Origin of the sequence: Pseudomonas morbosilactucae (assembly GCF_023241665.1) — a bacterium.
Taxonomy (GTDB): Bacteria; Pseudomonadota; Gammaproteobacteria; order Pseudomonadales; family Pseudomonadaceae; genus Aquipseudomonas; species Aquipseudomonas morbosilactucae.
The window spans coordinates 32,260-47,495 of record NZ_JALQCX010000033.1; the positions used below are offsets into that span (position 1 = coordinate 32,260).

A 15,236-nucleotide genomic window follows, 5' to 3' on the forward strand; every position below is an offset into this window, starting at 1 on the left:
GCTCAGTCACTCGGGTTTTGGGGCGAGCAAGCGGGAATATCACGAAAAACGGTATTGCCATCCTCGCCCTCATAGTGCTGTAAACGTAGCGCACAATGGATCAGAGCAACTCGTGCCAACTCAGCACCTACTGAGCGCATCTCTGCAAAGGATTGCAGTCGATCAAATACGTTGCCATGTAGGATTTTGGAGCGACCGTGGTCGTACAGTTCTTTCACCAGCCATCGAAGCGTGCGGGGATAGGGGCCGACCCGAAATTCTTTCTCCTCACGCCAGCCTGTCAGATGGGTCAGCATGTCCAAAATCTTTCCGAATTTTCCGCCCTCTGTTAGGACATCTAAACTGGTACCGATTTTCGCGAGAGCGATAGCTTCGTTTACCTCGCGTGTTCCTTCAGCGAGCCAGTCCAAGGCTGTTGCCCAGCGCATTGCCAGTAGCGGGTGGCGGTGCGAGTCGGGTGTGACCAGGCCATCTAGGATATTGGCGAGCGCAGCTCTAGCAGTGCGGGCGCCCTCTTGCTCGAGCTCTCTCTTCACCCCATGGCCTGTCAAAAAGGGAATTTGTGGAGTTAAGGCCAGGCCTGGAAGGAGGAGGAAACCATTTTGTTCAATGATGGTGTGTTGTGAGACAGGGGGCATCCGCTCATCGGCCAGGGTCTGAATGTGAAAGTTTGAGTTACCGCCCAAGATCAATGACAGCCCATCCAGCGCCGTTTTGCAGATGTGTCGAGCTGCTTTTGATGATAGGGCTCTCTCATAGCCAGACAGGGTGACCCGCACCATAGAGCGGCCAGGTTTGAGAGGGGCATACATCGAGGCGGCAAGCCACGGCATTGGCTCAGGGTCGGGTGATGCAGGGTCTTTTCGTGGCAATAGCTCTCGAAGCAAGGCCGTTTTCCAGTCTTGATTTGCCACTTCACCGTCTATGGTGTTCTGCTTAGTGCCTCTACTGAAATCTACTGTATCGAGCCATTGCTTACGGGTCATGATAGTGACCGGACCAATTACAAACGGCTCGACGCACTCCATCTCGGCTGTGCGTGCCGGGAACGAGTGGGTGAAATCGGTTGCAGTTTGGTTGAGGATCTGCTGGACGTAGTCATCGATCGCTCGCAAGTTCTGCTTAGCATCCTCGATCATCTTGCCCTCGGCATGGAAGTCAGCAACCGTTTGACGCAGCAACGTCACCAGTTCTTTGGTTTCTACTTTTATTGACAGCCGGGGTGCCTCTTTTTGCCAGGCTTGCGCCAGTGCCAGCAGCGCCCGGTCAGCAGCGTGGCTAAAGTGCCTTTGGCGCCCATTCCGAGCAGTCACAAAACCGAAAGCGCCAGTTTCTTCTCGCTTGGGCTCGGTACCTGGTTGGGGTGGCAGATGAAGCCGGTCCAATTCCTCGATCAGCTTCGCCAGGGCGTTCTTTCTGTTCAATTCATTCATGGTTTTGGCTATTGAAGAGTTGATGCGAAAACAGCTACCTAGGGTGATGGTCAAGTAGGGGCAGTCACCAAGCCGTGGCCATAGTCACTGGCATCAAACTCAGGACTGAAGCAGTCCCTCCGAGCATTAGCAACCAAGTGGGATGCAACAGCTTGGGATAGCTGAGGTGAGCGCAGGTCCCGCAGATGTTCCCACCATAGTGCAGCAACCCCCGCCACGTGAGGGCAAGCCATGCTCGTTCCGCCCATCGCCTTTAGGTTGCCGCCCGGCCATGCCGACAGCACATTGACACCAGGAGCAGTCAAGTGAGGCAGGCTGTTGGAGAAGTCTGCAATGGAGTGCAAGGGATTGGGATGTGCCGCGGCAGCGACTGACAGTACACCTTCAGCGGCTGCAGGAAGCGAAGTCGAGATCCGATAATCGTTGTTGATAGCGCGCCGGCTCTCGTTGCCGGCAGCGGCGATGACGAGGGGTGTGGCATTGAAAACTGAGTGGCTTTTGAACACTCCCATCAGCGAGTCGAACAGCCGCAGATTTCCGCAAAACACATCGAGTGCTTCGGAGGTGGCGAGATCGGCTGGCCAGCCTTTACTAATTTTCTCCTCAACCTCTCCTGGAAAATCAAAGCCGAGGGACATTGAAATGATATTGGCTCGCTGGGCCAGCGCCCAATGCATTCCTTGGAAGAGGATGTCAGAGTCTGCATTGTGCTTTCCAATCACTTTCGCAATGAAAGCCTGCTTCACCCCTCGTGCAATGCCGATGCGACGGCCGCCGACATCTCGGCCGAAGATAGTTCCTGCGCAATGAGTGCCATGCCCGTCCCAGTCGCCATCTCCCTCGCCGGTAAAATCTTGCTCCTGCAGCTCAATGCCTTCGAACGCTGGATGGGTACGATCAATGCCGGTGTCGAGCACTGCCACTCTGACTCCGGCGCCGGTGTACGGGGAAAGATGGGCATTAACCGCTGCGACACCCCATGCATCGCCAAATTCTTCAGGCTCTGCAGCTGAACTCAGCGGCCTGATCAGCTTCGTTTTCATAGGCCTAGAGATCGCGAGAACTTCAGGATCTCTACCCAATTCCGCGGCTTCGTGACGCTGCAAGCGCTCGATGACGAGCGATGGTCTCTCGCTACCGGCCTCTGCCACGCTTCGTTTCATCGAGCTAGCTGAAGAGAGCGGTTTTTTCAGGATGATGTACTTATCCATTTGCTTTCCTTGCAAACCACATTGGGCGCACTAAGCGTCGGTGGAGCATGAAGCTCCTGAGATGAGAGCTTATACCCTGACAGGGAGCGCAACCTGTGGCTGTATTTCAACCAGGGCCGAGTAGGCCTCTAGAATTTCAGTGAACAGGTTGGGGTGCTTGGGTGCTTCCAAGGTGATGATCATGGCGTACCGGATCTTCTCCGCCTTATCTGCCGTACCGCCTTTGTGCCGTGCGTTGTAATGGATGTCGAAGGTTGCATCCTTCAGGCTTGAGCCGTACATCGACTTGGAGTCGTGAAGTACGGTCTCCCATTTCCCAGCATCCGAGCGCAGCTCTTCCTCCGTCGCAAACGTCCTTTTCTGAAAGAACGACTTAGACTTGGCATTGGCTGCACCTTCTGCGATCTTGTCCTTGTGGGGGCGGAAGGTCACTTCAAGCCCTGCTCGCGTATACGAGGCGGAGTCTTGAGGGTCCGTTGTCGAGGCGAATGAGAAGGTGGCTTTGACTTTAACTTTGCCTGTGAGCGCTTCCGGAGGAAGGGGGATGGGGGCTCGGATGTATTTACCAGGCTTCAGCTCTCCTTGATACACGATGCGGGCCACACCTGATGGGCAAGTGATCACCTGCATGAGGTCTTCGGGGATTTTTCCCCAGCCAACATCGATCGTATCGTGGCCATTGCGATCAGCTGCATGGATCAGCAATGCCTTGATCGCGAGCGGCGACAAGTCCGGCCCCAAAATAGCCCTTACACCCACCGCTGCGCGAAGTACGTAAGGCGCTGCGAAGCTGGTCCCTAGCAGCGGGACCAAGGTCGGTTTAATGCCTGGAACAAGCGTGTGGAAGTATTGTTTCCCGCCCCCGAAAGCCATGAGGTCTGGCTTGATGACGCCGGGGCTACGCCCCGGACCGCGTGCGCTGTAGGAAGCTCGTGCCCAAGCATCACTGGTGCAGTTGGCGGCGCCTACAGTGACCGCGTTAACGCAGTCTGAGGGTACCAGCACCCTATCCAATTGGACTATTGAGTCACGAGTGCCGTTGTTCCCTGCGGCGATGGTCATGAACGTGTTGCCATCGCTTAGCAGGTGGTCAATCACCGAGGTCCATGCGTGAACATCATCGTCTTCGATGGCGACATCGGGGCCAATGCTCAGATTGATGAACTCGTACTGTCGAGATAGTAGGACTTCCTCGACATGACCCAGCGTGCGATACAGCTCCAATGGATTTTCGAGGCTGGCCCCCTCATCTAGGACGCGCAGATGGTCCACGAATGAGTAGGGCCGATTTGCGCTACCTTCGGGCTCGATTGGACCAAAGAGAAACGCTGAGGTGGCCGCCAGGCCATGTTCCGGTCCTTCTGGATCATCCCCCGCCCTTTCATCAAGGACTCGATAGCTTTTCAGCCACCTGCCGATGGAGTGTTCCTGCGGAAGCCCCGCATCGAGAATCGCAACCCGTGGATCAGAAGACAAAGGTGCTTGTGTTGGAAGCGTGCACTCAACAGCCGGCCCGCTACGTTTTGTAGTCGGCAACAATCCCCGCATCTTGGGAACTGGCCTAATCACTCGCAGGAAGACGAACTCCGCCAGCAACAGTGTGCTTGCTTGCTCCCCTTGTACTGGAACGAACCACAGATTCCCGACTTCGAATCCCAGATCGCTATGAACGGTTACACCTCGCTCAGTAGCAAACGCTACGAATGCCTGCTGAATGAAGGTGCTGTCTTGGTCGGGCAGCATGTGGAGGCCGCATTCGAAATACGTGTCTTGGGCTGAGCCAGGGTTCACGATCCGACCTTCAGGCTCAAATGCGAAGATGCTTTCGATCCTAGTCAGCTCGAGGGCTTCATCTGACTCGCGCTCGACGGTTTCCATCCACTGACTGAAGGCCCTAAAGGCTCTGCGCTTACCAGCGACAAAAATCTCGGTGGTCGTCGTTTCTTTTGGTGCTGTCTTCCTCGTCCAGCTTTCAGGAGTGATCTTGACCTTCCGGCTTCCGATCGACTCAAGGCCCACCGCCCGCAACATGTTGGCCGGGTAAAGGGACTTGGCGATATAGCTCGGGTTCAGGACTAGCCTAGCAACACCGAAATCCTGAGGGCATGCGGCCGGAGAAAGATTGTCGAGCGATGCTGCTGTTTCGTTCGCTTGCTCAGAAAGTCGTTCCTTAGCTCGCTGGAAGGTGTACGCATCGGCTTTATCAATTTTCCTACCAACACCCTTAATGCTTTGTGTCAGGAGCTCACCCCGACCAATGAGGAAGTTCGTTTGGCTCATGCAGTGGTACTCGTCCGTGATGATCGTTTAACAGGAGTTGAAGCAACAGAGCGGTGCTTGCGAATCGTGTCCCGGCTCACGCCAGTTATGTCGTGAATAGCGCGTTGCGAGAGAGATGTTTCGTTATCAAGTAGTAGTGCGAACTCAATCTGTTCTGCGCGTTCCAGATGCGGCGTCTTCAGGCGTACGATGTCCTCAACCAGCTTCTCGGCATTACTGCTGCCTAGCGCCAGGGACCGACGAAAGCGCTGCATATCACGCTCAATATCACTGAAAGAATGTTTCTGGAAGGCATACGAAAGTATCCCTATCCATTTTTCAAAACGCGGAAGATCCGTCCCTAGGAAGCGCTTGATCGCCACAGCCACCGCCTCCGCATCAGGCGTTTTGAACTCAATCACCAGGTCAAATCGGCGCCATAGGGCGGGGTCAATGAGCTCAGGGTGATTCGTCGCTGCAAGCAGCAGGCTCGATGAAGGCCAGTCGTCAACTTCTTGAAGGATGACGGTGACCAGGCGCTTCAATTCGCCGATGTCGCTGTCGTCGCTGCGCCGTTTCGCAATCGCATCAATTTCATCGAGGAACAAAACCGATGGCGTTCGCTTAGCGTAATCAAGGGCGGCTCTGAGGTTCGCACCGCTTTTGCCAAGGAGGCTGCTCATGACTGCAGTCAGATCAAGCACGAATAGCGGCAAGCCAAGTTGGGCCGCTATCCATCGCGCCGTGATGGTTTTTCCTACTCCTGGAGCGCCCACAAACACCGCTGATCTAGTGGGCAGCAGGCCAAGAGAAAGCAGTTTATTGGTCTGCTTTCTCTCTTTAATCAGCTGCGCGAGGCTGGTTTGCACAACCTTGTCCAGCATGGGCGCCGGAAACTCGGGTCCATCATTGAAGACCTTGAGGAGCGATAGCCTAGACTCATCATCTACAGGCAACACGCCCCCTTCGATTTTCGATGGGGCTTCTCGGCGCATAAGGTGTCCATTACCGCTGGGCGCTATGGTGCGAAGGAAGGTTTCCAGCTGCTCAGCCAGCTCTGGCTCCATTCCGCGGTACTGTCTGACAAGACGTGCAACAAAGAGCCGTACATCCTCGCTTTTTTCGCTGAGGGCCAGTCTGGCTACCTGGACTAAATCCGATTTTACTTTGGTCAACTCGTCCGTTTTCATCTGAATAGTCTGATTTTAGGGTGTTTGCGGCCACACATTGAGTGGACTAGATGGTAGCAGGTTGCGCGGTATTCGTCCTGTTGGCAATAGCTGGTTAAGCCCCTGAATTACAGAGGGTCGACGACCGGCAGGGGCCTAGCCATTGAGTTGGCGAAATGCGGCAAGATCAGCCAGTCGCATCTATTTCGATTTTTTCGCATTTAATTCGATAACCTACAGCCGCCACCCACCAGGGCTGCAGCGGAGGCCGAGTGGTGGGGCTGGCGAAACGGCCGTTGCGGCCAATGGCTCAGGGGCACGTGGCTGGTCACGGACTGGATGGCCGCAACCTCCAGGGCTTCCTGTTCTTCCAGGGGCGGCAGCAAACCGGGCAGGCGGCTGGCGAGCAGGGTCTTGCCGGTGCCCGGCGGGCCGCTGAACAGCAGGTTGTGAGTGCCGGCGGCAGCCACCAGCAAGGCACGTTTGGCGGCTTCCTGGCCCTGGACATCCTTCAGGTCGGGATAGGGCGCCTGAGCGCGCAGCAAACCGTTGGCGACAAAGGGCTCGATGGGGTTGTGGCTGTTGAGGTGGGCGGCGGCCTGCAGCAAGTGGTCGACGGCAATCACCCGCAGCCCCGAAGCCAGGCAGGCCTCCTCAGCGTTGGCTTGGGGCACCAGCAAGGTACGCCCGGCGTTGCGTGCGGCCAGGGCCGCGGGTAGCACGCCGCGCACCGGCCGCACCGCCCCGGACAACGCCAGCTCGCCGAGGCACTCGATATTCTCAAGGGCCAGGGTGGGCACCTGGACGCTGGCCGCGAGAATGCCCAGGGCAATGGCCAGGTCGAAACGCCCGCCGTCCTTGGGCAAGTCGGCCGGGGCCAGGTTGAGGGTGATGCGTCGTGCGGGGAAGTCGAAGCCGGAATTGAGGATCGCGCTGCGCACCCGGTCCTTGCTTTCCTTGACGGCGGTTTCGGGCAGCCCTACCAGGGTCAGGCTGGGCAGGCCGTTGGCCAGGTGGACTTCCACCGAGACGGCCGGTGCTTGCACGCCGACCTGTGCACGGCTGTGGACAATGGCCAGAGACATACTCGTTCCTTGAGGCTGTAAAACCGCGTCCTGCGGTTGCTCAAGCGTAGCCCTGGCAACGGGCCCTTGGGCCCGCTGACGCCTGGCAAATGTGCGCAGGATGTTGCGGGGCTATCAGCCTCGCCAGTCGTGGGACCAGCCGGGTTGGGCGATTCGCTGCTCGTAGAGAGCGATGTCCGAGGGGTTGTCCACTTCCACCCAGCCACCACGGATGGCTACGGTGGCGATGGCGATGCCGGCCTTGAGCAGGGCGCGCAGCAGGCTGGTCATGTCGAGCTTGTCGATCTGCGCGTCAGACAGGCCCGACAGCAACCTTTGGACCTGTTGCCAGCCCTGCGGGGTGAACTTCAGCAGGCCCATGTATTGCCCCTGGATATCATCGCGGCTGGCCGCGGACTCACCGATGCCGAGCAGTTGCCCATGCGCCTGGCGAAAGGTTTCGGCATCGCTCAAGGGGTCGTCGAAGCGCGCCGACCACAGGTCCCACCAGGCAAGGTCATAGGTGATGCTCAGGTCGGCGGGCGAGCGCATCAGGTCCTGGATGATGTCCGGGCGGTAGACGATGTCGCCGTAGCACACCAGGGTCGGGGCGCTGGACAGCAAGGCGTCGGCCCGCATCAGGCTGCGCACCATGTTGCTGCTGGCCCAATGGGGGTTGTACAGCCGGCTGCTGCCGTAGCCTTCGAGGGCTTCGCTGCAATAGCCGCTGACCAGGTGCACCTCGTCGACACCGGCGCTGGCCAGGGCTTGCAGCTGCCACTCCAGCAACGGCTGGCCTGCCAGGCGGGTCAGGGGCTTGGGTTGCTCGGCGGTCAGGTCTTTCAGACGGGAACCGCGGCCGGCGGCAAGAATTACGGCTCTCATGTCATTTCACTCAAATAGCCAGTGGCACAGTTGTCGATCGGATTCGTGCAGCGCCGTGTCGCGCTCGGGGTGCCACATGATCCCGGCCACCTTCAGGTGCCGATGCAACAGGGCTTCGCAATGGCCTGCCGCGTCCACGGCCCAGGGGCGCAGGACCTCAGGCACCGGGGCGAGCAATTGCTGGCCGTGAAAGGAGTTGACCGAGCGCGACGGGGGCTGACCCTGCAGCCAGGGCAGCTCTTGCAGGGCGGCGGGCAGCAAGCTGATGGGATGCCGCTGGGCCACATGCACGGCGCGTTCGGCAGGGGCCAGTTGGCCGCCGAAGAAGCGTTGGATCAATTGCAGCCCGCGACACACCCCCAGCACCGGCAAACCCTCTGCCACGCAGTGGGCCAGCAGCGCGTACTCGCTTTGATCCCGCAGCGGGTCGCTGCCGATGTCGTCGCCGCCACTGAGGATCAGCGCTTCCACACCCTGGTCCCGGGCGTAGCTCACGCTGTCATCGCCCAGGCTGGGCAGCAGCAGCCACTGATTGGCGCAGCCCAGCTCGGCCAGCAACCGATACCAGTCCCGGGCCAGACCATCCCGGGGCTCGTGATAAGCCTCGGGGTTGCAGGTGCGCAGGGTGATGCCGATGCGTTTCATGGCTGCACCGGGTTCAGGGTTTTGTCGCGGCAATTGAGGGCGATGCGCGGGCTGCGCAGGATGCGGTTGAACAGTTGTTCGCCGCAGCCAATGGCCGCCGGAATGCCGAATTCGGCACAGCGGATGGCCATGTGGGAGTTGGCCCCGCCGTATTGGGTGACCAGCCCGGCGATGCCCCGGGTGAACACCCAGTCATAGCCGGGGTCGGCATTTTCGATGCAGATGATCTTGCCCTTGAGCGGTGCCGATGCCGGCGTGTCCTGGCGCAGCTCCAGGCCGATGGCTTCGACATTCTGCCGGGTGATGAAATTGGGCAGGCTGCGATGCAAAGGCGCCACGAACACGTCGTCGACCGCGCTGATCAGGTGCCCGAGCTTCAGCGAAATGCCCTGTTCGTAGCTACGCCGAGCTTGGTTGGCGGACTCCAGCAGCACCCGGTCGATGTCATCCATCAGTGGCGCGGTCAGGCTGTCGAGCAGGCTGTGGATATCCAGGAACGACAGGTCTTCCCGGGCCAGGCCGACATCTGCACCCCACTGCACCAGCAGTTGCAGGGCATCGGACAGGTCACGGGTGAACACCAGCTTGGCGTACTCCCGGGCCTGGATCGCCTGGCTGGCGTAACTCAGCAGTTGCTCGCTCGACAGCGGCCAGTGCTGCTCGTCCAGTAGTTGTTGCAAGGCCTGTTGTTCCGTCGACGACAGCTGGAAGGGCGCCTGTTGCTCCGGGCTGGGGTGCAGTTCCACTGCCGCGGCGGCGAACAGGTCGTGACGTTCGTCATAGCGCAGGGAGGTGATGTCGTAGGTGCCGGGGCGCAGGTGGCCGAACTTGGCCACAAAGGCCGGCAGCGCCCGGGCGTCGGCGCAGACCTGGGCATAGTCGCGGGTCAGTTCGGTGGTCACGGTATGAATCGACTGCTTCCAGGCCAGCAGGCGCTCCTGGCTCAGGGCGCCACGGCGACAGGCCGAGCGCATCAGGGCCTCGGCGATGAAGGCGTGACGGGCGAGCATGGCAAACGGCACGGTGCCCTGTTCGCGGCAGTCCAGCAGCAGGCGCTGGATGCTGTCCAGGTCGGCGGGCAGGGCTTCCAGGCGTCGCTGTTGCTGGTGCCGTTCGTGAGCCCGCACCTGCTCCAGCAGGGGGCCAAGGGCGCCGTCACCGCTGCCGCTCAGGGCCTGCCGCGTCAGTTGCTCCAGGGCGCGGCGATAAGTCAGTTGCTCGGCGGGCGTCAGGAGGTTGCCGTAGCGCTCGGCGAAGTCGCTGTCGAAGGTGAAGTCCAGGCAGGTCGGGACGATCTCGAACTCGACCTTGTCGTGCCACTGCGGGTGTGCTTGCAGGCGTTGCAGCCAGGCGTTGACCAACGTGTTGCACAGCGTGGGCTCAAGGCCGGCCGGCAGGAACGAGTTGAAGCTGCAACGCACGTCGATGTACGGGTGGTGGCCGAGCATCACCATCAGCGCTTGATGTCGCGGATGGTGATAGCCCATCAGGGCCCGGGCCTCACGCCAGCTGGCGTCCGTCACCAGCCAGCGATACAGCGACGCCGCCAGGGGGCGGGGGGTGGTGCCGATGATCTCTGCGGGGTTCCAGTCGGGCATGACCCCGAGCAGGGTGCTGTCGCCGTACAGACCCGCCCGCGGGCCCAGGCGTTTGCCCAGGAAGTGCCGGATGTGTTCCAGCTGGCGCGCGACCCGGCGTTCGGTGACCGGGTGCCAGGTGTTGCACAGGGTGATACGCCGCACCTGCAGCACATACACCTGCTGGTGAAGGTCCACGGCGAATTCGATGTCCAGGGGCACGGCGCCGCACAGGGCTTCGAGTTCCCGGCAGGCCTCGAGCACGGCCTGCAGGCGCGGCGAACGCAATTGCTCGCCCTCGGTGTCGCGGTAGATCAGTACGGTTTTCTGGATGCCCAGCCCGCCAGTGATGGTATCGGTGAGCCCGCTCTCATCGTCGTAGTTGATGACGTAGTAGGGCGCGCCGTGCTCCAGGTCGTGGGTCATCACCACGCCGCTCATTTGGATCGAGGTCAGCATCGGCTGGATCAGCACCTGATTGTCTTCGCTCGGGTGCTCGGCGAAGGACGCCATCACCTGTTCGATGGCCGTGCTGAGGGCGTGGGGATCGCTGGCGCACACATTCAGGCAACTGGCGAACAGGCCCGCCATGGAGCTGTTGAAGCCGTCCTCATTCTGCGCGCTGCTGCGCACGATCACGCAGCCGCCATGCTCCATGCCGGCGATGTTTTGCAGCACCTCGGCAGGCCGGTCTCGCCACTGCCCGGCGGTAAAGAAATACAGCGGCAGGATCTGCGAGCGGGTGACTCGCGGTAGCAGGCGCTCCAGGGTTTCGGATTTGGTCCCGAAACGGATGCTCTGTACGGTGCCGCTCATGGCGTCTCCTCGGCGCGATCCACCGCCAGCAGTGCCAAGTGTTTGAGCAGCGGGTGAATGATGAAGTAGGGCGGTTGTTCGGCCTCGGCCGGCAGGGCCTGTAGGGTGCCGGGGTCGTGGCGCCAGCGGGCCAGGACCCGCACCAGCAGGTCGGCGCGGATGGCGTTGTCGTACAGGTAGTCGATGTCCATGCCCGCCGGTGGCAAGGGGTATTGCTGGCGAGCCACCACCGGCCCGGTGTCGATCTGTTCGTCGAGAAGCAAGGCGCTGGCGGCGCATTGGCGTTGTTCGAGCACCTGGTAATACAGGGTGGTGCTGCCACGGTAGTCCGGCAGCCAGCCGGAGTGGATGTGCAGCACCGGCTGGCGTCGCAGCAGGGCCGGCGGTACCAGTTGGCCGCCGTAGCCCGAATACACCAGCAAGTCCGGCGCCTGGCGCTCCACGCAGGCCAGCAGCTCGGCGTCGTCCAGGGCCTGGGCGGCGCAGACTTCGTGGGGCCACTGTAGGGCGTTCAGGCAGGCGTCGAGGTCCTGGCTCAGGTCAGGGCAGAACAGCCCCGGCAGCCGCCGGACTTGAAGGTCGCGGGTGGTCTGCAACGGGCCGCCGCCTGCGCCATAGACAATCACCGACTCAGGTTGGATGCCCGCCGCCGCCAAGCCCTGCAGATAAGCCACAGAGCGTGCGGTGTGGGCACACAAAATGACCAGACGGGGGGGACTCATAGGCCGACCTCCGCAGCGAGGGTGCCGAGCACGTGCTGTTCTTCTGCCAGCAGCCAGGCCAGGTAGGCGCCCTGATCCGCTGTCAGGCGTGCCTGCTGCGAGACCAGGGTATCCGTCAGTTTGAGCAGGGCGCTGAGGTAGTACGCCGCGCCGCTTGCGGCCCAGCCATGCAGCATGCATTCGGCCAGCAACAGGTAAGGCAGCAGGTCTGAATAGGGGCTGTGGGGCTGCGGGCGATGGGGGGCGGCGGTTTCATAGCACTCGTGCAGGCGCTTGCTGACTTCGAATTTTTTCAGCAGGCGAGGCAGCCAGTAGGCGACCCGGGGGCTGAAGGTGCTGCGGTCGGCCCGCAAGTCCAGGCACAGTTGGCTGAGCAGTGTGGCGCTGTCGGTCGTGGCTTCCGGCCCCGGGTCTGCCAGCAGCAGCGGTACCGGCGCGGGAAGTTGTCCACAGGCTTGCAGGCGCGAGGCGCGCCAGGCCTCGACAAAGGGTGCGCCCTGGTACGTGCTGTAGCGATAGGTCTGCGGCGTGGCCAGCAGGTCGCCGGTGCTGTAGGGGTAGTTCAGCATGAAGACGGATACCCGCACAGAAGACGAAGGCATTCCACGTAACCCGGAAGGTCATCGGGGTCGTGGCGATTATGCAGGACCAGGTCCGGGCGTTGCGGCGGCGGGTAGGCGATGTCCATGCCCACCACATTGCTTTGTTCGCCGCGCAGGGCGGACTGGTACAGGCCTTTGTTGTCACGGCTGACCAGGGTGCTCAAAGGCACATCGACAAAGACTTCCTTGTAACTGGAGAAGCGCTGCCGGTTGTCGTCGCTGATGTCCTGGAAGATCGACAGGATGCAGCACACCACATCGATGCCCTGGCTATCGAGCCAGCCGCACAGGGCCTGGATGCGCTCGGCATTCACCCGCCGCCCGGCGATGCTATAGGCGTCGGCCCGCTGGTCATGGCGGAACAGCGCGCGGATTTCGTCGCCGTCGACAAACACGGTCTGCGGCCGCTGCGCCTTCAGGCTGGCATACAGGGCCCGGCCAATGGTGGTTTTGCCTGCACCCGACAGGCCGACCAGCCAGATCACCATGACGTCATCCTTGTTTGATTAAGGTTTCGATGTTGCGCAGCGCCAGTACTGCCAACTCTGCAGAGAAACCATAGCTGGGAGCAAAGTAATGGCGGCGCAGGCGTTGGCGCACGGCAGCCTGTTGTTGCCAGAGCTGGTCGTCGGCCAGGCGTTCAGCCAATTGCCAGCGGGTATCCGGGTCTAGGCTGAAAATGTCGTTGCGCAGCAGGATGTCGGGCGAAGCGTCCCCCGTCAGCTCATCCTGTTCGGCGCCAGGAACATTCAACAACAGCAGGTTCTTGTCCAGGTACAAGGCGCCGAAAGCGGTTCCACCGTAGTCGCACACCACAAAGTCGGCGCAACGGAACAGCTTGAGGTTGTCGTAGACCCACGTGATCACCGCAGTGAACGGGTACTGCTTGAGCTGCTCCATGGCCCCGGCGTCGGCTGGTGCCTCGGCGGACAGCGGATGGGTTTTGACGATCACGTTGTAGCGTTCGCACAGCCCGGCCATGGCGTCGGCGTAACGGCTGATGGACGACAGCTCCAGCCAGGTGGGCAGCCACAGCACGGTTTTCTTGGTCGGGTCCAGGTTCAGGTCGGCCGGCACCGCGCCTTGCAAGGAGGTGTCGCGGAAGTAGGCGTCGTAGCGCGGATAGCCCATCTGGAACGGCACCGCGTCGCAGCACTCGCGCAAGCGCTCGGCCTGCCAGGGGCCGAAGCACAGGATCAGGTCGTAATGGGCGTTCCAACTGGCGAAGTTGTGCTTGGCCTTGCCCAGGGCATACATGAACCGCACCTGGCGGTGGCCCAGGGCTTTGGTCAGCGGCTGGGAGCGGTGGGTGTACATGCTGTGGTTGGACACCACGATGTCATAACGATGGGCGGCGTCCAGCACCTGCTCGCTGTCATGGCAGTGGTAGCCGAGGCCGCCGATCAGCTCGCGGCTTTTGGCCCGTTCTTGCGGGCTGCCGTGCAGCACCACGTCGAAGCCGTCGGCACCGAGCAACTCCCAGACCGCCTGGTAATGGTTGAGCATCTCGGCGGCATGGACGAAGAACGCCAATCGGCTGAAGGGTTTCGGCGAGGTCATAGGGCTACCTGTTGCACAACGGAAAGTCGGTCGGGGTCAGCGGCGCGTTGCAGCGGCCAGCGCATTCTAAGCGGATGTCGGCCAGGTGTGTTCCGGCAGGCGATGGTGCTGTTGAACGGTGGCGGCGAGTGCTGAGCAGGTTATCGGCGGGGGCGAAGGGAAATGAACGGATCGGGCGGAAAATCTTCGCCTGGGGGCAAGGCTCAAGCGGCGGTTACTCTGCACCGCGCTCAAGCCTGCCCCTGGAGCGCGGGGCCTGGCAGGTTACTGCTCGCTGGGATTGAGCTTCGCTTCCAGCTCGGCGACCTTGGCTTCCAGGCTTTCCAGGCGGGCGCGGGTGCGGGCCAGGACCACCATCTGGCTGTCGAATTCTTCCCGGCTGACCAGGTCCAGTTTGCTGAAGCCGCTCTGCAGGAGGGCCTTGAACTGGCTTTCGATTTCATTGCGGGGCAACGGGCTGTCATTGCTGAACAGGCGGGAGGCGTGGCCGCTCAGGGCGTCGAGAAGGTCTTTGGGCGCGAGCATGGGAAGGTCCTGAAATCAGATGGGCCGCAGTGTATCACGCAGTGTCTATAGTCATTCCTGTCGGCACGGCTGCACGCTTTTCGAGCATCCGGCCGGGCGGCTGCGCACCGTTGTTGTGCGTATCCGCGGCAGTGATGGCAAACAAGTAGCGATGCAGCCGGGCAAGGGACTGAAATCATGGGTTTTTCCCGAGCTGGCAAGGTTTCTGCTTAGTGCCTAGTGACCCATGCACTGATGCAGTCGCTGTGACGAATGCAGTGCAGCAGGCGGAGCGGGGAAGTGTTTCGTCAGGAGTGGTTTGCTGGCGTCGGTCTGGCTGAGTAGGGCCGACGATGCGTTACAAAGCCAGGCACTGCGCTTAGACTTGAGTCGGGTTTGTTTTCCTGGGGCAAGTCCACCAATTCGGGAGAGAGTTTTCATGAAGCTAGTCACTGCCATCATCAAGCCGTTCAAATTGGACGATGTGCGCGAGTCGCTGTCCGAGATCGGCGTGCAGGGCATTACCGTCACTGAAGTCAAAGGCTTCGGCCGGCAGAAGGGTCACACCGAGCTGTATCGCGGCGCGGAATACGTGGTCGATTTCCTGCCCAAGGTGAAGATCGACGTCGCCATTGACGACAAGGACCTTGATCGGGTTATCGAGGCGATAACCAAGGCAGCCAACACCGGCAAGATCGGTGACGGCAAGATCTTCGTGGTCAATCTGGAACAGGCTATTCGCATCCGTACCGGCGAAACCGATACCGACGCAATCTAAGCCGCCAAACC

The 15,236-nt window shown here is 60.8% G+C and carries 13 protein-coding genes and 1 pseudogene; 1 reads left to right on the forward strand and 13 read right to left on the reverse strand.

From position 1 onward, the window contains the following. Window positions 1-2 precede the first annotated feature (2 nt). The 13 genes and pseudogenes from M1B35_RS17610 to M1B35_RS17670 form a co-directional block, all read right to left on the reverse strand. Window positions 3-1,433, reverse strand: coding sequence for a hypothetical protein (locus M1B35_RS17610; RefSeq protein ID WP_268262642.1), 1,431 nt, complete (start codon window positions 1,431-1,433; stop codon window positions 3-5). A 50-nt stretch (window positions 1,434-1,483) separates the two neighbouring features. Then, window positions 1,484-2,644 (reverse strand): S8 family peptidase, encoded by a 1,161-nt coding sequence (locus tag M1B35_RS17615; RefSeq protein ID WP_268262643.1) that lies wholly within the window; start codon window positions 2,642-2,644, stop codon window positions 1,484-1,486. Between the two features lie 69 nt (window positions 2,645-2,713). Next, a complete protein-coding gene (locus M1B35_RS17620) occupies window positions 2,714-4,924 on the reverse strand; it encodes a S8 family peptidase (protein ID WP_268262644.1) in 2,211 nt (736 codons plus the stop codon). After that, on the reverse strand, window positions 4,921-6,093 hold the full coding sequence (locus tag M1B35_RS17625) for an AAA family ATPase (RefSeq protein ID WP_268262645.1): 1,173 nt from the start codon (window positions 6,091-6,093) through the stop codon (window positions 4,921-4,923). Before M1B35_RS17625 ends, M1B35_RS17620 begins: the two co-directional genes overlap by 4 nt. Window positions 6,094-6,305: 212 nt before the next feature. Then, window positions 6,306-7,157, reverse strand: a pseudogene (locus M1B35_RS17630) (YifB family Mg chelatase-like AAA ATPase); the annotation flags it as partial. Between the two features lie 114 nt (window positions 7,158-7,271). Then, window positions 7,272-8,021, reverse strand: coding sequence for a phosphocholine cytidylyltransferase family protein (locus M1B35_RS17635; RefSeq protein ID WP_268262646.1), 750 nt, complete (start codon window positions 8,019-8,021; stop codon window positions 7,272-7,274). A 6-nt stretch (window positions 8,022-8,027) separates the two neighbouring features. Beyond that, entirely contained in the window at window positions 8,028-8,666 is a 639-nt protein-coding gene (locus M1B35_RS17640; protein ID WP_268262647.1) for a gamma-glutamyl-gamma-aminobutyrate hydrolase family protein, read from the reverse strand. Further along, complete coding sequence (locus M1B35_RS17645; protein ID WP_268262648.1) at window positions 8,663-11,059, reverse strand: PEP/pyruvate-binding domain-containing protein; 2,397 nt, start codon at window positions 11,057-11,059, stop codon at window positions 8,663-8,665. Before M1B35_RS17645 ends, M1B35_RS17640 begins: the two co-directional genes overlap by 4 nt. Further along, window positions 11,056-11,781: a formyltransferase family protein gene (locus tag M1B35_RS17650; RefSeq protein WP_268262649.1), complete on the reverse strand. Its 726-nt coding sequence runs from the start codon at window positions 11,779-11,781 to the stop codon at window positions 11,056-11,058. The genes M1B35_RS17645 and M1B35_RS17650 overlap by 4 nt, the downstream gene beginning before the upstream one ends. Beyond that, a complete protein-coding gene (locus tag M1B35_RS17655; protein WP_268262650.1) occupies window positions 11,778-12,383 on the reverse strand; it encodes a hypothetical protein in 606 nt (201 codons plus the stop codon). Before M1B35_RS17655 ends, M1B35_RS17650 begins: the two co-directional genes overlap by 4 nt. Next, on the reverse strand, window positions 12,344-12,871 hold the full coding sequence (locus M1B35_RS17660) for an adenylyl-sulfate kinase (RefSeq protein ID WP_268262651.1): 528 nt from the start codon (window positions 12,869-12,871) through the stop codon (window positions 12,344-12,346). Before M1B35_RS17660 ends, M1B35_RS17655 begins: the two co-directional genes overlap by 40 nt. A gap of 4 nt (window positions 12,872-12,875) precedes the next feature. Next, entirely contained in the window at window positions 12,876-13,943 is a 1,068-nt protein-coding gene (locus M1B35_RS17665; protein WP_268262652.1) for a CDP-glycerol glycerophosphotransferase family protein, read from the reverse strand. A gap of 264 nt (window positions 13,944-14,207) precedes the next feature. Beyond that, a complete protein-coding gene (locus tag M1B35_RS17670) occupies window positions 14,208-14,468 on the reverse strand; it encodes an accessory factor UbiK family protein (RefSeq protein ID WP_123327797.1) in 261 nt (86 codons plus the stop codon). 418 nt (window positions 14,469-14,886) lie between these two features. On the opposite strand from M1B35_RS17670, the gene glnK reads away from it, so the two are divergent. Next, window positions 14,887-15,225, forward strand: a complete 339-nt coding sequence (gene glnK, locus M1B35_RS17675; RefSeq protein ID WP_002555808.1) for a P-II family nitrogen regulator — start codon at window positions 14,887-14,889, stop codon at window positions 15,223-15,225. Window positions 15,226-15,236: the final 11 nt, after the last annotated feature.